14 protein-coding genes are annotated in these 14,151 nt (G+C 33.9%); 7 read left to right on the top strand and 7 right to left on the bottom strand.

Translation table 11 applies throughout. The annotated features are described in order from the left end of the window. Positions 1 to 61: 61 nt before the first annotated feature. The gene (locus IHE43_RS17925; protein WP_192185169.1) at positions 62 to 976 is read left to right on the top strand and encodes a LamG domain-containing protein; all 915 of its coding nucleotides are present in this window, start codon (positions 62 to 64) and stop codon (positions 974 to 976) included. A gap of 118 nt (positions 977 to 1,094) precedes the next feature. Here the strand turns inward: IHE43_RS17925 and IHE43_RS17920 are convergent, their stop codons facing one another. Beyond that, a complete protein-coding gene (locus IHE43_RS17920) occupies positions 1,095 to 1,286 on the bottom strand; it encodes a hypothetical protein (protein ID WP_192188284.1) in 192 nt (63 codons plus the stop codon). Positions 1,287 to 1,738: 452 nt separating this feature from the next. Here IHE43_RS17920 and IHE43_RS17915 point away from each other — a divergent pair, with 452 nt between their 5' ends. Beyond that, complete coding sequence (locus IHE43_RS17915; protein ID WP_192185168.1) at positions 1,739 to 2,644, top strand: LamG domain-containing protein; 906 nt, start codon at positions 1,739 to 1,741, stop codon at positions 2,642 to 2,644. Between the two features lie 151 nt (positions 2,645 to 2,795). Further along, positions 2,796 to 3,551, top strand: a complete 756-nt coding sequence (locus IHE43_RS17910; RefSeq protein ID WP_192185167.1) for a hypothetical protein — start codon at positions 2,796 to 2,798, stop codon at positions 3,549 to 3,551. A gap of 57 nt (positions 3,552 to 3,608) precedes the next feature. Here the strand turns inward: IHE43_RS17910 and IHE43_RS17905 are convergent, their stop codons facing one another. From IHE43_RS17905 to gcvT, 3 genes are all read right to left on the bottom strand, one after another. Further along, positions 3,609 to 4,322, bottom strand: coding sequence for a YebC/PmpR family DNA-binding transcriptional regulator (locus IHE43_RS17905; protein WP_007811539.1), 714 nt, complete (start codon positions 4,320 to 4,322; stop codon positions 3,609 to 3,611). Between the two features lie 193 nt (positions 4,323 to 4,515). Further along, complete coding sequence (locus IHE43_RS17900; protein ID WP_192185166.1) at positions 4,516 to 6,546, bottom strand: S41 family peptidase; 2,031 nt, start codon at positions 6,544 to 6,546, stop codon at positions 4,516 to 4,518. Positions 6,547 to 6,725: 179 nt separating this feature from the next. Then, positions 6,726 to 7,808: a glycine cleavage system aminomethyltransferase GcvT gene (gcvT, locus tag IHE43_RS17895; RefSeq protein WP_192185165.1), complete on the bottom strand. Its 1,083-nt coding sequence runs from the start codon at positions 7,806 to 7,808 to the stop codon at positions 6,726 to 6,728. A gap of 349 nt (positions 7,809 to 8,157) precedes the next feature. Here gcvT and IHE43_RS17890 point away from each other — a divergent pair, with 349 nt between their 5' ends. From IHE43_RS17890 to IHE43_RS17880, 3 genes are all read left to right on the top strand, one after another. Next, positions 8,158 to 9,012, top strand: coding sequence for an NAD(P)H-hydrate dehydratase (locus IHE43_RS17890; RefSeq protein ID WP_192185164.1), 855 nt, complete (start codon positions 8,158 to 8,160; stop codon positions 9,010 to 9,012). A gap of 200 nt (positions 9,013 to 9,212) precedes the next feature. Then, positions 9,213 to 9,995 carry a HipA family kinase gene (locus tag IHE43_RS17885; protein ID WP_192185163.1) on the top strand — a complete coding sequence of 261 codons (783 nt, stop codon included), beginning with the start codon at positions 9,213 to 9,215 and terminating at the stop codon, positions 9,993 to 9,995. Further along, on the top strand, positions 9,985 to 10,368 hold the full coding sequence (locus IHE43_RS17880; RefSeq protein WP_192185162.1) for a DUF3037 domain-containing protein: 384 nt from the start codon (positions 9,985 to 9,987) through the stop codon (positions 10,366 to 10,368). The genes IHE43_RS17885 and IHE43_RS17880 overlap by 11 nt, the downstream gene beginning before the upstream one ends. 337 nt (positions 10,369 to 10,705) lie before the next feature. Here IHE43_RS17880 and IHE43_RS17875 read toward each other — a convergent pair whose 3' ends face one another. After that, a complete protein-coding gene (locus tag IHE43_RS17875) occupies positions 10,706 to 11,818 on the bottom strand; it encodes a polysaccharide lyase family 1 protein (RefSeq protein ID WP_192185161.1) in 1,113 nt (370 codons plus the stop codon). A gap of 213 nt (positions 11,819 to 12,031) precedes the next feature. On the opposite strand from IHE43_RS17875, the gene IHE43_RS17870 reads away from it, so the two are divergent. Further along, complete coding sequence (locus tag IHE43_RS17870; protein WP_192185160.1) at positions 12,032 to 12,601, top strand: Crp/Fnr family transcriptional regulator; 570 nt, start codon at positions 12,032 to 12,034, stop codon at positions 12,599 to 12,601. A gap of 218 nt (positions 12,602 to 12,819) precedes the next feature. Here IHE43_RS17870 and IHE43_RS17865 read toward each other — a convergent pair whose 3' ends face one another. Together IHE43_RS17865 and IHE43_RS17860 are read right to left on the bottom strand one after the other, a co-directional pair. Continuing rightward, positions 12,820 to 13,368, bottom strand: a complete 549-nt coding sequence (locus tag IHE43_RS17865) for a HutD family protein (protein WP_192185159.1) — start codon at positions 13,366 to 13,368, stop codon at positions 12,820 to 12,822. 242 nt (positions 13,369 to 13,610) lie between these two features. Continuing rightward, positions 13,611 to 14,117 carry a GNAT family N-acetyltransferase gene (locus IHE43_RS17860; RefSeq protein WP_192185158.1) on the bottom strand — a complete coding sequence of 169 codons (507 nt, stop codon included), beginning with the start codon at positions 14,115 to 14,117 and terminating at the stop codon, positions 13,611 to 13,613. Positions 14,118 to 14,151: the final 34 nt, after the last annotated feature.

Here is a 14,151-nt window from a genome sequence, read left to right as displayed (position 1 = left end):
TTCAAATGCATAATAATATAGATTAGTAGTGTTAGAAACCATTAGGTATAAATCTGCTACTATGAAAAAAATACTACTCACTTTAATGTTTGTAAGTTTTTTGAATGTGAATGCTCAAAATCCGATTCAGGAATTCACTTTTAACGGAACTTTGATCAATACTAAAAATACAACTTCATTTATGGGGACAAATAATTTTGTTACCGATAGAAATGGAGTTGCAAATAATGCCCAGCGATTAGTTAATAAAGCTATGGAAGCTGTTATACCGGACCTTCCTCAGGATAATAGTGCCAGAACAGTTACTATCTGGGTAAAACTGAACGATATTACAAAGGCAAATTATATTTGGGGTTATGGAACTGCTTACAATGCGCAATATTGTGGTTTACTACAGCAAGGGACTACCTCTTCTAATTCTGATTTAAGTTTGGCTGGTTGGGGTGCTTCAAATGATGTTATTGTTTCTACTTCTTTATTGAAAAATACATGGTATCAATATAGTATTACGTTTGACGGGACAATTTCTAAAATATACCGTGACGGACAATTATTGAAATCCGTTAGTGGAATATCACGTTCTACAAAAGGTACTATTTTTAGATTAGGAGAAATAAATACAGCGGTAGGTATAAATGCTGATATCGACGATTTAAAGATCTATAATGTTGCTATGACAGAGGAACAGATTTTAGAAGAATATAATAACTCTAAGCCAGCGATTGTAGTTGCAGAGTCAGTGATAGCTCTAAAATCTGAGAAAAACACAGAAAAAGTAAAAGTTGCTTCAAAGGTTACACCATCAAATACAATTATTGCAACAAGTGATATAAATGCAGTGACTAAAAATGTTGAGGTATATTCACAAGGAGAAAAGGTAGTCGGCGACAATGCAAAGAGCATTAATGATCTGCCAGAAGGAACTTATTTATTGAAAATAACAAATAACCCTTCAAATAAAATAACGTTAAAATAGAAACTAAAATTTGGTTGATAAAATAGTTAGTTATTTTTTTTTGTGTTAGTAGAATTTAATTTTTTTGAATAGTGAAGAAAGCCTCCTAAATTTTATTTTAGAAGGCTTTTTTATTTTACTAGTGTTTTTTCTGTTGCCCCGGAGCGTAAGCTTTAGCGCTTTTGCTTCCCGACATTTTTTTTGCTTGACCCGGTGGAATTTTTCCAGACCCAGTGCTATGTGTATGAACACTACAGCTTATTACGCTAATTACTACAAACAGAACAACCATAATGATTACGGCAACTTTTGTATATTTTGATGTTTTCATATTTTTTTTTTTTTGAAGGTGGCACAAATATAATGGTTAATATGATTTTTCATAATTATCAGTTCTAGTTTAAAATCATTACAAACAAAGGTCTAATTTATACCACCTTTTTTTACAAGCGCTTCAATGTATTAAATCTTAAAAAATACTGTATTAATCTTTTTTAATCTGCAATTCATTCTCAACACAAATTGATTTTTTGTAAAAATGTTTTTACAAATATTAATTTATTTACGTTTTAAATGTGTTATTTTTTTATTTCAATGAGAATGCCGTATTTATACGTGATTACTATTTGTAAAATTGAATTAAATTTATAGTTTTAACAAAATTTATAAAAGTATAAATAAATCTAATGAAAGGTTTTTAATTATCAATTTTGATTATTTAAGAATTTGATATAGTTGAATGTTATTTATTCTTTTTTTAAACGCCTCAAAAATCCATAAAATATGAAGAGATTATTACTCACTTTAATGTTTGTAAGTTTTTTAAATACGAATGCCCAAAATCCAGTTCAGGAATTCAATTTCAATGGAACTTTAAGTAACACCGATAATACAATTTCCCTATTAGGAACACCAAACTTTGTAAATGACAGAATGGGAGTTGTTAAAGGGGCTCAGCGGCTTACCAACAAAGTTCTGCAAGGTGTAGTAGGAGATCTTCCACAAGATAATAAACCAAGATCAATATCGGTTTGGATAAAATTTAATACTATTGCTTCAATAAATTATATTTTAGGCTATGGTAGCATTGTTAATGCGCAGTATTTTGGTTTATTGCAACAAGCTGCAGCTGCAGGTAATTCAGACATAAGTTTGCTCGGTTGGGGGGATACAAATAATGTTGTAGTTTCAGTTCCTCTTCATAAAGATGTTTGGTACCAATATAGTATTACTTATGACGGTACTAGTTCAAAAATATACCGTAATGGTGAATTATTAAAATCAGTAGATGGAATTCCACGCGCAACTAAAGGTTATATTCTGAGATTAGGGCAGTTAAATGCTGCAATTGGTATTAATGCTGATATAGACGATCTTAAAATATATAATGTTGCCATGACAGGCGAACAGGTTATGGAATCTTACAACAGTTCGAAACCAATTGGGATAGCTGTAACAGGAACTGCTCAGGCTTTAGGGACAGTAAAAAAAGTATCTGCTGCACCAATTACAAAGGTTGCAGTTACAGCAAAAACTTCTACTTCTGCAACTGTGCCAATAAATGACGTTCATGTTTCTAAAACTGTTGAGGTTTTCTCGCAAGGGAGACAAATAATGGGAAGCAACGCTTCTAATATTGGTGATTTACCGGAAGGAACTTATTTGATTAAGGTGACAAATAAAAAATAGCTTCAAATTAGGATAAGAATTTCTGTAGAAAACCGTTGGGCCTCGAAAAAGTTTAGAAATAAATCTAAGTTGTTCCCAACCTTTCTGCGCAAAACATACTCTATATAAGTAGTAATCATTTTGAATGATTTTAACTTTAAAAAGATATAGTATGAAAAAGAAGTTCACCTTAGAAATAGCTAATCCCTGTACTGAAAATTTTGATAAAATGATTCCTAATTCTAAAGGCTCGTTTTGTGATTCTTGTGCTAAAAATGTAATTGATTTAAGTAAAAAGACGAACACAGAAGTAGCCAGATTTATTGCAGAAAATAAAGGTAAAAATATTTGCGCAAGATTAAAAACGACGCAGTTAGGAGATGAATTTGAATACAATGAAACTTCTAAAATCAATAACTTTAAATATGCTGCAATTGCTGCATCGGTTTTATTAACATCCAATGTGATCGGACAGGAAAAAACGCCAGTTGAAACCGAAATTAGTGTACAAAAATCAACCAACCATATTGTTGGTAAGATTGCCTTTAATCCTCAGCCTGAAGAAGAAATTTCGATAACAGTAAAGGGAAAGTTAATAGATGCAAAAACCAATAAGCCTTTAGATCATAAAAAATATCCGAATTTAACTCTTACTATTAATAATTCAAGAACTCCAATAAAAATAAATGGAAAAACAGGTGACTTTTCTATTCCAATAACTGTTTTGAAAAGTACCAAATCCCTAATTCTTACTATTGAAAGCAGTGATTATTATTTATCCAAAACAATACCTTTTGATGTGAAATTAGTTAAAGAGAATGTTTTTTTACAAGATATCAGTATTGATATAGAGCAGGGAACCAAAGTTTATATGTTAGGCGGATTAGGAATTAATTACATTGATAGAAGAGGAATTAAAGAAATTTGATGAAAATAAAAAAGCCCTGAAATTTTCAGGGCTTTTTGCTATTTATAAAAAGAGATATTATTCTTCCTTCATCGTATGATAAACGTTCATTACGTCATCATCTTCTTCAATTTTCTCGATTAGTTTCTCAACATCAGCAATTTGTGCTTCTGTTAATTCTTTAGTAATTTGAGGAATACGCTCAAAGCCAGAAGATAAAATTTCAAGACCTCTGTTTTCTAATTCTTTTTGCAAAGCTCCAAAGCTTCCAAAAGGAGCATAGATTAAGATTCCGTCTTCGTCTTCAAAAACCTCTTCGGCACCAAAATCAATAAGTTCCAATTCTAATTCTTCAGGATCAAGATTACCTTTTGCAATTCTGAAGTTACAAGTATGATCAAACATAAATTCAACAGAACCCTGAGTTCCCATTGTTCCGTTGCATTTGTTGAAATAACTACGAATGTTTGCTACTGTTCTGTTATTGTTATCAGATGCTGTTTCAATCAAAATTGCAATTCCGTGAGGAGCATAACCTTCAAACAAAATTTCTTTATAGTTGGCAGTATCTTTATTGCTTGCATTTTTTATAGCGCGCTCCACATTGTCCTTAGGCATGTTGGCGGCTTTTGCATTTTGTATTACAGCTCTTAATCTAGAATTGGCATCTGGGTTAGGTCCGCCTTCTTTAACAGCCATAACGATGTCTTTACCAATTCTGGTAAATGTTTTGGCCATTGCTGACCAACGTTTCATTTTTCTTCCTTTTCTAAATTCGAACGCTCTTCCCATTTCTAATTTTTAGTTTTGTGATGCAAAAATACGGTTATTCCTTATTTTTCCAAAATCAATCGTATTCTTTTTTAGTGATAGTTAGAAGTTAGATGTTAAAAGTTAAATGTTTCAAGTTTCAAGTTGTTGGAAACTATAAAATTAAAATTCCGTTCGTTTTGCGAACGGAATTTTTTATATGAGAAACCTGAAACTATTTAGACGCATTAAACTCCGTAATAATATTTACAGCTTCATTCAGGTATGGGTTTGTCTTCAGATTATCGATCTGGTACTGATTTATTGTTTTTTCAGTGGGGTATACACCTAGCAAAAACTGATTTACAGTAGAATTATAAACATCAAGTGGGTTATTTTCGTCATTAAAGGTGTTAATCTCCTTCCAAAGCGAATTGACTATTTTTTTCTGATTAAAAACGGCATCGATTGTCATCGGAATTTCTGATTTTGGGGTATTAACCAACTGATCAATTTTTAAATTTATTTTTTTCACGTCGTTAAAAAAATAGTTATCAGCCAAACGTGCCGTACTATTTTTAGCAAGTTTATCTATTAAAGGACGTTTTACAAATGGTTTGTATTTTAAAAAGGGCTCAATGCTGTCGTTTTTAATTGCGGTCGGAAAATCACTTTCTTTTTGATAAACACCCTCATAAAATTCAGGCACTATAACATCTGGAGTTACCCCAACATATTGATGGCTTTTTCCGGTTACCCGGTAAAATTTATTGATAGTGATTTTCAAAAAATCAGTATTTTTTTCTTCGTCAAGCGAAAGAATGGTTTGCATTGTTGCTTTGCCAAGCGTAGTACTTCCTAATATTAACGCGCGATTATAATCTTGTAATATTGAAGAAAAAAACTCGCTTGCCGAAGCTGTATTACTATTAACCAAGACTACAATTGGGCCTTTATAAATCATTCCTCTGTAAGGATCATTAATGACAGATGTACCCTGTTTGTTGTCAATTACAATCGAAAGCGGACCATAATCAACAAACATTCCGGCCAATTTAATAGCTTCTTCCATAGATCCGCCGCCATTATCAATTAAATCAATTACAAGGCCTTTTATATTGTCACGATCTAGTTTTATCACTTCTCTGGCAACATCATCAGCACAGCCTTTTCGGCTGTTGCCGTCTAAATCAGCATAAAAACTTGGAATCTTGATATAGCCAATTTTACTTTCTTTCCCCACAATAAAGCTAAATACAGAGTTTTCTTCATCTTTCATGACTTGTTTTTCGATATAAACATCGAAACTTTTGCCTGAATTTCTTTTTAGGGTAAGCGTAATACTTTTATTTGATTCTGATAAAATCATGGTCGAAATAGACTCTAAAGAGGAGCAAGAAACTTGTAATGTATCTTTATGATTGGTAATCGAAACAATTTGATCGCCTTTTTTTATTTGTCCTGTTTTAAAAGCCGGCCCGTTCGGATCTATTTCGTCAATTATAATTTCGTTTTTCTCATTCAAATTGACCGTCATTCCAAGCGATAAATGTTCCTTTGATAATGAAGCTACGAAGCTCGATTTAGAATCATTGCTAAAATAGGCCGTATGCGGATCAAAATAAGTGCAAAATAAATTGTATACTTTCTCCTCCAGATTTGTATTGGTCTCTAAAAGTGTATTGAACCGACAAATTTCATTGGTTAAAATGGTGGTTCTGGAAGTCAGTTCAATCGATTTGAAATTAGCCTTAATAGAATCTAAATTATCACTCGTTTCAGCCATATCATCTAAAATCTGATAACGTAATTTCTTAAGCCAGACTTTTTCCAAATCTTCTTTTTTAAGATAAAAAGGGAATGATTTTTTATAAAACCGAATAGTGTCTTTTTTTGTATAATCAATAGTTTCGGCCTTAATTTTTTCTAAAACTGTTTTAGTTCTGCGTAGTCCGTCTTTGTATTTATTAGAAATATCATCCACAAAATTACAATCACCTTCCATAATCATATCATCTAAACTCACACGATATTTTTTGGATAATTCATCATATTCCGTTTTAAAAAAAATATTTCTCGAAGGATCCAGTTCATTAATCAGATTATCAAATACAAAAATCGATAAACTGTCATCAACTGGTTTTGGTCTGATATGTTCGGTTTGAATAAGTCTGTTTATCTTGCTTAAGATTTCACATGTCTTTGCGCTATTTTGACTAAATAGAACGCTTGTAGTCATCAAAAAAAATAAGAGTATTTTTTTCATAAATCGAACATCTTCGTTTAGCTTAAAATTACGCTTATTTTTTTTATTAAAAGTTATATTTTTTCTAAAATATCTTACATTTAAACGATTTGTTTTCGATGAAATGCATAATGAATTGTAACAAAAAAATGCATCACTTTTTAGTAATACATTTTTCTTAATCTTATAAGTCTTAAAAACTATTTCTTGTAAAAAGGCAATTTTACCACTTTCGCAGGAACATCATTTTTTCTGATTCTGATAAAAATAGCACTGTCAACAGCACTATTGCTTACGGTAACATATCCTAAACCAATACCTTTATTCATAGAAGGAGACATGGTTCCGGAAGTTACAACACCAATTACAGCACCAGAAGCATCAACAATTTCGTAGTCATGTCTTGGCACAGCGCGTTCCTGCATTTCAAAAGCAACTAATTTTTTAGTAACACCTTCTTCTTTTTGTTTTTTCAAACTTTCAGAATTCGTGAAATCTTTGTTGAATTTTGTAATCCATCCTAAACCAGCTTCAAGCGGAGAAGTGGTATCGTTAATATCATTTCCGTACAAACAGAATCCCATTTCTAAACGTAAAGTATCACGAGCTGCAAGTCCAATTGGCTTAATTCCGAAAGCTGCACCAGCTTCAAAAACTTTGTTCCAAATTTGCTCAACTTCACTGTTTTTACAATATATTTCAAATCCTCCTGATCCAGTATATCCTGTAGCTGAAATGATTACATGTTCAATTCCTGCAAAATCAGCTACTTCAAAATGATAATAAGCAATTGCTGATAAATCTATCGAAGATAAAGATTGCATTGCTTCAACCGCTTTGGGTCCCTGAATTGCCAATAAAGAATAATCATCAGAAAGGTTTTTCATTTCAACACCCAAATCATTGTGAGAGGAAATCCAGTTCCAGTCTTTTTCAATATTCGAAGCATTTACAACAAGCAAATACTGCTCTTCCTTCATTTTATACACAATCAAATCATCAACGATTCCGCCATCATTGTTTGGCAGGCAAGAATATTGCGCTCTTCCAATGGTTAAAGTCGAAGCATCATTCGAAGTCACTTTCTGAATCAAAGCCAAAGCATTTGGTCCTGTCAGTAAAAATTCTCCCATATGCGAAACGTCAAAAACGCCCACACTGTTACGAACTGTTTCGTGTTCAGCATTTATACCTTCATAAGTAATAGGCATATTATAACCGGCAAAAGGCAGCATTTTCGCTCCCAAACTCTCATGTATGTGCGTAAGCGCAGTATTTTTCATTGTGTTGTTTTGTAAAAGTGAGTCGCAAATTTATTCAAAAAATATCGGAAATTAATAGTCTAAATTATAAATTTCGCAATATTTAGTAGCTATTTCCTGCTATCCGCTATATCTTTTTGTTTTTAAAGAAAAAACAAAAAGGATATCGCTTCTATCAGGGCTAGGGACTCAAGTATTAAGAAAGAACTTTTCTTCAAATTTTATGTAACTTTAGATTGCAATTTTGACATATTTAATTCATTATTTTTCATAGTTAGCTAATGTGTTTTAAAAAAAGTGAAATGCCTTTCTGTACAAAGAGAAACTATGGTTCTATGCGTTTAATAAATAAGCCAACTAAATCAGCTAAATGAAAACTCCGTTTTTAATCACAAAAGAAGAAATTCTAAAATGCTATAAACCTGTAAATCCTCATACACACAAAGGACTTCAAGGACACGCCGTGATTATTGCCGGAAGTTACGGCAAAATTGGAGCAGCTGTTTTAGCATCAAAATCCTGTCTAAAATCAGGCTGCGGACTCGTAACGACTTTCACACCAAAATGTGGTTACCAAATTCTACAAATTTCCATTCCTGAAGTTATGGTTGTCACCGATGAAAATTCGAATTTCATAACCAATATACGTCTTCCCTTAATTCCACAAGCAATCGGAATGGGTCCGGGAATAGGGCAGGAGCTGGCAACTCAAAAAGCATTATTTGAATTTTTAAGAAGCAATAAAACACCTTTAGTTCTCGATGCTGATGCTCTGAATATTTTAGCAGAAAATCAATCATGGCTCGAATTAGTTCCGGAAAACACAATCCTGACACCTCATCCAAAAGAATTAGAACGCCTAATTGGCAAATGGAATTCAGAAGCCGAGAAATTTCAAAAAACAACCGCCTTTTCAGAAAGATACAAAGTAATTATCGTGATGAAAGGTGCGCCAACATGCATCATCAACAAACAGGAAATCTACGAAAACACAACCGGAAACGCCGCCCTGGCAACCGCAGGAAGCGGAGACACCTTAACCGGAATCATAACAAGTTTTCTGGCACAAGGCTATGAACCCAAACATGCTGCAAAACTTGGCGTCTTTCTTCATGGTTTAACTGCTGATATTGCTTTACCACAAACAGGATATCAATCTTTTATTGCTTCAGATATTATTGAAAATCTGGGAAAAGCTTTTTTGGAATTGGAAAAAAAAGTTTAACCGCAAAGTTCGCAAAGATTTACGCAATGAACGCAAGGTTAAAAAGTGCTATAAGCAAAAATAAAACTTTGCGACTTCGCGCCTTTGCGAGATTATTTCGCTCCAACAGTTAAAAAAAACTTAGCGAACCTCGCGTAAATCTTTGCGAACTTTGCGGTTAAATAAACAAACCGTAGATTTGTATTTCAGTAAAACTGCTTATGAAAAACAATTTCGATCTCAGAACGGTAAATGTCACTCGTTACATCACGCCTTTGCGCGAAGGCGGTTCTTTACCCGCTTTGGCAGAAGCCGATGACGATTTTAAATATGTCCTAAAATTCAAAGGAGCTGGTCACGGTGTAAAAGCTTTAATAGCCGAATTAGTTGGTGGACAAATTGCAAAAGCCTTAAAACTACAGCTTCCGGAACTGGTTTTCGCCAATCTTGACGAAGCTTTTGGAAGATCTGAAGGCGACGAAGAAATTCAGGATTTACTACAGGGAAGTCAGGGATTGAATTTAGCGCTTCATTTTTTGTCAGGCTCGATTACTTTTGATCCTGTTGTAACGACTGTTGATGATAAATTAGCATCTCAAATTGTTTGGCTCGACGCTTACATCACTAATGTAGACAGAACCTTTAGAAACACTAATATGTTGATTTGGCATAAAGAACTATGGCTGATCGACCACGGTGCCTGTTTGTATTTTCATCATTCCTGGAACAACTGGGAACAACATTCCAAAAGCCCGTTTGCATTGATAAAAGATCACGTTTTACTGCCTCAGGCTTCACTTTTAAAAGAAGTCGATGCCGAATTCAAAGCGCTTTTAACCAACGAAAAATTAGAAGAAATTGTCAATACAATTCCTGAAGAATGGCTGGTTTGGGAAGATACCGATGAAACGCCAGAAGCTTTGCGAAATGTATACTTACAGTTTTTGCAAACCCGATTAAATAATTCCGAAATCTTTGTAAATCAAGCCCAAAATGCAAGATAGTCATTTATATGAGTATGCCGTAATTCGCGTGGTACCGAGAGTGGAGCGCGAAGAATTCCTAAACATCGGAATCATTTTGTTTTGCAAAAAAGCCAAATTTATAAAGGTATTGTCCCACATTGACGATGATAAAGTTGAAGCGCTGTCCAACGATTTTGATATCGAACAATTGCATTGCAACATAACAGCCCTTAAAAAAATCGCAGCCGGAGACAAAGACGGAGGCCCGATCGGACAAATGGATATTCCAGAGCGTTTTCGCTGGCTAACCGCAATCCGAAGCTCAGCAATTCAAACGTCAAGACCACATTCCGGACTATGTGAAGATTTGGAGAAAACGATTCAGCGTCTGTTTGAAGAGCTTGTACTGTAATTGTTTTTTACCATATAAGTAATATAAGAAAATTTAGTTTGAACTTAAAATTTCGCAAAAAAACGTCAAATAGCAAGGACATATAAGAAAAAAAACTTAGCGACTCTGCGCCTTTGCGTGCATATTTCACACGGTTAAAAAAACTTAGCATCCCGAAGCTTCGGGATTGCGTAACTCCTTGCGAACTTTGCGGTTAATTCAACACAAAAAAAGCCAAACCCTGTAAGCATGTACACTTACAGGGTTTGGCAAAACTAAACTAACTAACTCAGATCTTTAAAACCATAGTTTCAAGCAATGAATTCGAAACTATGGAATTCTAAAAAAAAGAGGTTTATTAAAATGATCCACAGATATTTCCGCCTAAAGTTGGGCCTGCATTAGCAGAAACATCAGCTTTAACGGCAGTTTTATCAAGTTTCACAATAGTGTACGGAGGCGTAAATGCAGTATTGCTTCCTGCCTGGTTTCCTGAGGTATTAGTAAAAACGTTGTCAACTGCAGTAACAGCTGTATAACCAGTCATTAAATCGATAGGCGTTTTTACTCCTTCAAAAACGTTTGTTTCTACTCGAATATCAGCTTCAAAACCTGCTGCAACACATTTATTACTCACCGTACTGTTAAAAAAGTTGTTCACTAAATGCACTTTTCCAAAACGTACTCTTGGCATTCTTTCTTTACAGCCAGGAGCCCACCAGCAACGAGCAAAAGTAATTCTCAATTTTCCACGATCTGCAGTTGCGCCATCGCTGGAACCAATTAAGTTCGAATATCTGTGGTCGTCTGATCCTCCAGAACCTCCAGCTTTTGGTGGTTTTAGATAATGGAATTTAGAATAAGTAACCGAAATATAATCCGATTTGTTTTTGATGTCAAAGTTTCCATCAACACCATCTCTGAATTCGCAGTGGTCAACCCATACATTAGTACACTCATCAAGAATAGCATTGTCCCAGCCATCAGTATCGTAAGCGCCAGGCCCTTCAAAAATTAAGTTTCTGATGATTAAATTCTTACATCTTTTAATGTTGATAATTCCGGACCCATCTTTAGTTTGATTCGTCGAAACCAATTTTGCACCGCTTGCTCCATAAATGGTTTTACCGGTTTGATCCTGAAAGGACAGTCTTGTCGTAATGGTAATTGTACCAGTAACCTTTACTACTTTAACAGCAGTGTTTTCAAGAGCCGATTTCAGCTGTGCGTAAGTCGTAACAACTGTTTCTGCGGCAGTTCCTCCACCGGTTGTTCCTCCGTTTTGTGAAGCCCATCCCGGGACCTGTGCACAGTTTCCAACTCTTGCAGTTAAATTACTTGCTGTTGTTGTGGTAGTTTCAATAATAGCATTCTCACTACTTTGAGGAGAAGCAATTTCTTCAGTATTACACGCTGTAAAACCGAAAACCAGTGTTAAAAGAAACACTGAAAATGTTGATTTGAATTTCATAATAATTAAGTTTGGTTAAATAGTTAAGACTGCAAATCTGCTTATTATTTGTATGAAAAAAGTTGAACAAGTTCAATGTTTTGAAAATAAATTACTATTAATTATACTTTAACAGCAATTACATTACAAAAAAGTATATTTTTGCGTAATCGATTACATTATTTTTCATTCATTCACATACTTACGCCCCTGAGTAAGAATAAAAGTAAAAACATGTACAAACCACTAAGATTAAATATTGAACGTAAAATAGCATTAACGGATGAAGAATGGACATTTATAGTTGAGAAGACTGAATTTATAAAACTCAAAAAAAACGAATTTTTACAGATTCAGAACTCGAATAGTTCCTATGAATGCTTTATTTTAAAAGGAGCTTTTAAAACCTATATTCTGAATGATAATGGGAATGAAAGTGTTATTTTTTTCTCTTTCGAAAACGAGTGGATGTGTGATCTTGAAAGTTTTTATCATCAAAAGCCAACAACCTACAACATCAGGGCAATAGAAGACAGTGAAATTTTGGTCATTAGCAAAGCCAATAAAACGCTCTTATTTGAGCAGGTTCCTAAACTGATTCAGTTTCACATTATAATGGTTGAAAAAGCCAATATCGCCATTCAGCAAAGACTTTTAGATGTTTTAAACAAAAATTCCAAACAACGCTATCTGGAATTTATAGAACGATACCCGAACAAATTTAAAGTGATAAACAATAAAAATTTATCATCCTATCTTGGTGTTTCCCATGAATTTTTGTCGAAGATTAAAAGAAGGGTGTAGGGAGAAAGGCTCAAAGGCTCAAAGGGGCAGAGAAACAAAGGTTCAAAGGTTTAAAAAAAAGAATCTCGCAAAGGCGCGAAGGCGCAAAGTTTTCTTTTTTATATTACTCTGCGACTTTGCGCCTTTGCGTGAATATTCCACACCAGCAGAAAAAAAACTTAGCGAATCTCTGTGCAAAATCTTCGTGAATCTCTGTGGTAAAACCTTCTATGATCTAATTAAAAATCCAATATTCCAAAGAGGCATTCATTAGACAAATCAAGCATTATATTTCCCTTTTTTATATTTTCAATCACTACTACATCATAAGGTTTTAGATGGTATGGATTCTCATTAATTTTAATAACTGTTGTATGTAAAGAAAATAAAAACATTATCTCAGCATTACAATTCTGACTATTATCTGTTATTTTCAATTTGTGATGGCGTATTTTTTCAGAAACCATCCAATTAAAATCAATCCCTTTTGTATAAGAAGTCACTTCGTCATCCGAATTAAATTCCATGATTTCGTATTTCTCATATATTCTTTTTTCTTTGTTTACCTCAACATCTAAGCTGTTATCAAGCATAACCAAATATCGGTAATAACCCTTAAATTTGGTAAACTCTGAAGGCTCTTGCTCTATGGTAGCACTGCTTATTCTGAATACAAAATCTCTGTCGGCATAGCGTGCTGTTTCCGGATATATCATATATTCATATGTCAGTCCACCACTCCAAACAGAGGCTTTACTATCTTTTTTAGGCAAAAGGTGTATGTTCATTTTTTATTTTTTAAAAAAGGTTCAAAGTTGCAAGTTACAAAGAGGCAAAGATTTTTTTTGTAGAAACGCACAGCAGTGCGTCTAACGTGTAGAATTTAAAAATCACGCAAAGACGCAAAGTCGCAAAGCTTTCTTTTAAAATTTTCTTTGCGCCTTTGCGCCTTTGCGTGATTAAAAAAACTTAGCGTCCCGAGACTTCGGGACTGTGCAAAATCTCCGTGAATCTCTGTGAAATAACAATCTCAAATCCTCTTCTCTAAAAATATAAACTCTAAAGGCACCTCAGAAACCGTAACATGAATTTCGCTTTCGGGAAAAGCTTCCCTTTCGCCTGTATCCACATAGCCGTGACGTTTGTACCAGGCAATTAATTCCTCACGAACCGAAATAACCGTCATAATAATACTCGATAAACCCAAAGATTTAGCATGATTTTCGGCTTCAGCCAATAGCTTTTTTCCGATTCCACTGTTTTGCAATTCGGGAGAAACAGTTAACATTCCCAAATACAATTGATGTTGTTTTTCGACCAATAAAACGGATCCAATAATTTGATCATTTTCAGTATATTTCAGAATTGTATTCTTCGGATTCAGAATCGTTTCCATCAATTCTTCTTCGTTGGTTCTTTTTCCTTCTAATAAATTGGCTTCGGTAGTCCAGCCTTTTTTAGAAGTTTCTCCTCTGTAAGCGGAGTTGATTAAAATATTTAATGCGGGAATATCTTGTAAGGTTGCTTTTGTAATCATGATATGCAATGCTATATTTTTTAATTTTAATTTG

Source organism: Flavobacterium sp. MDT1-60 (genome assembly GCF_014844035.1).
Lineage (GTDB): Bacteria > Bacteroidota > Bacteroidia > Flavobacteriales > Flavobacteriaceae > Flavobacterium.
Note: the sequence above shows the minus strand (reverse complement) of the source record. Positions and strands in the feature narration are given on the sequence as shown.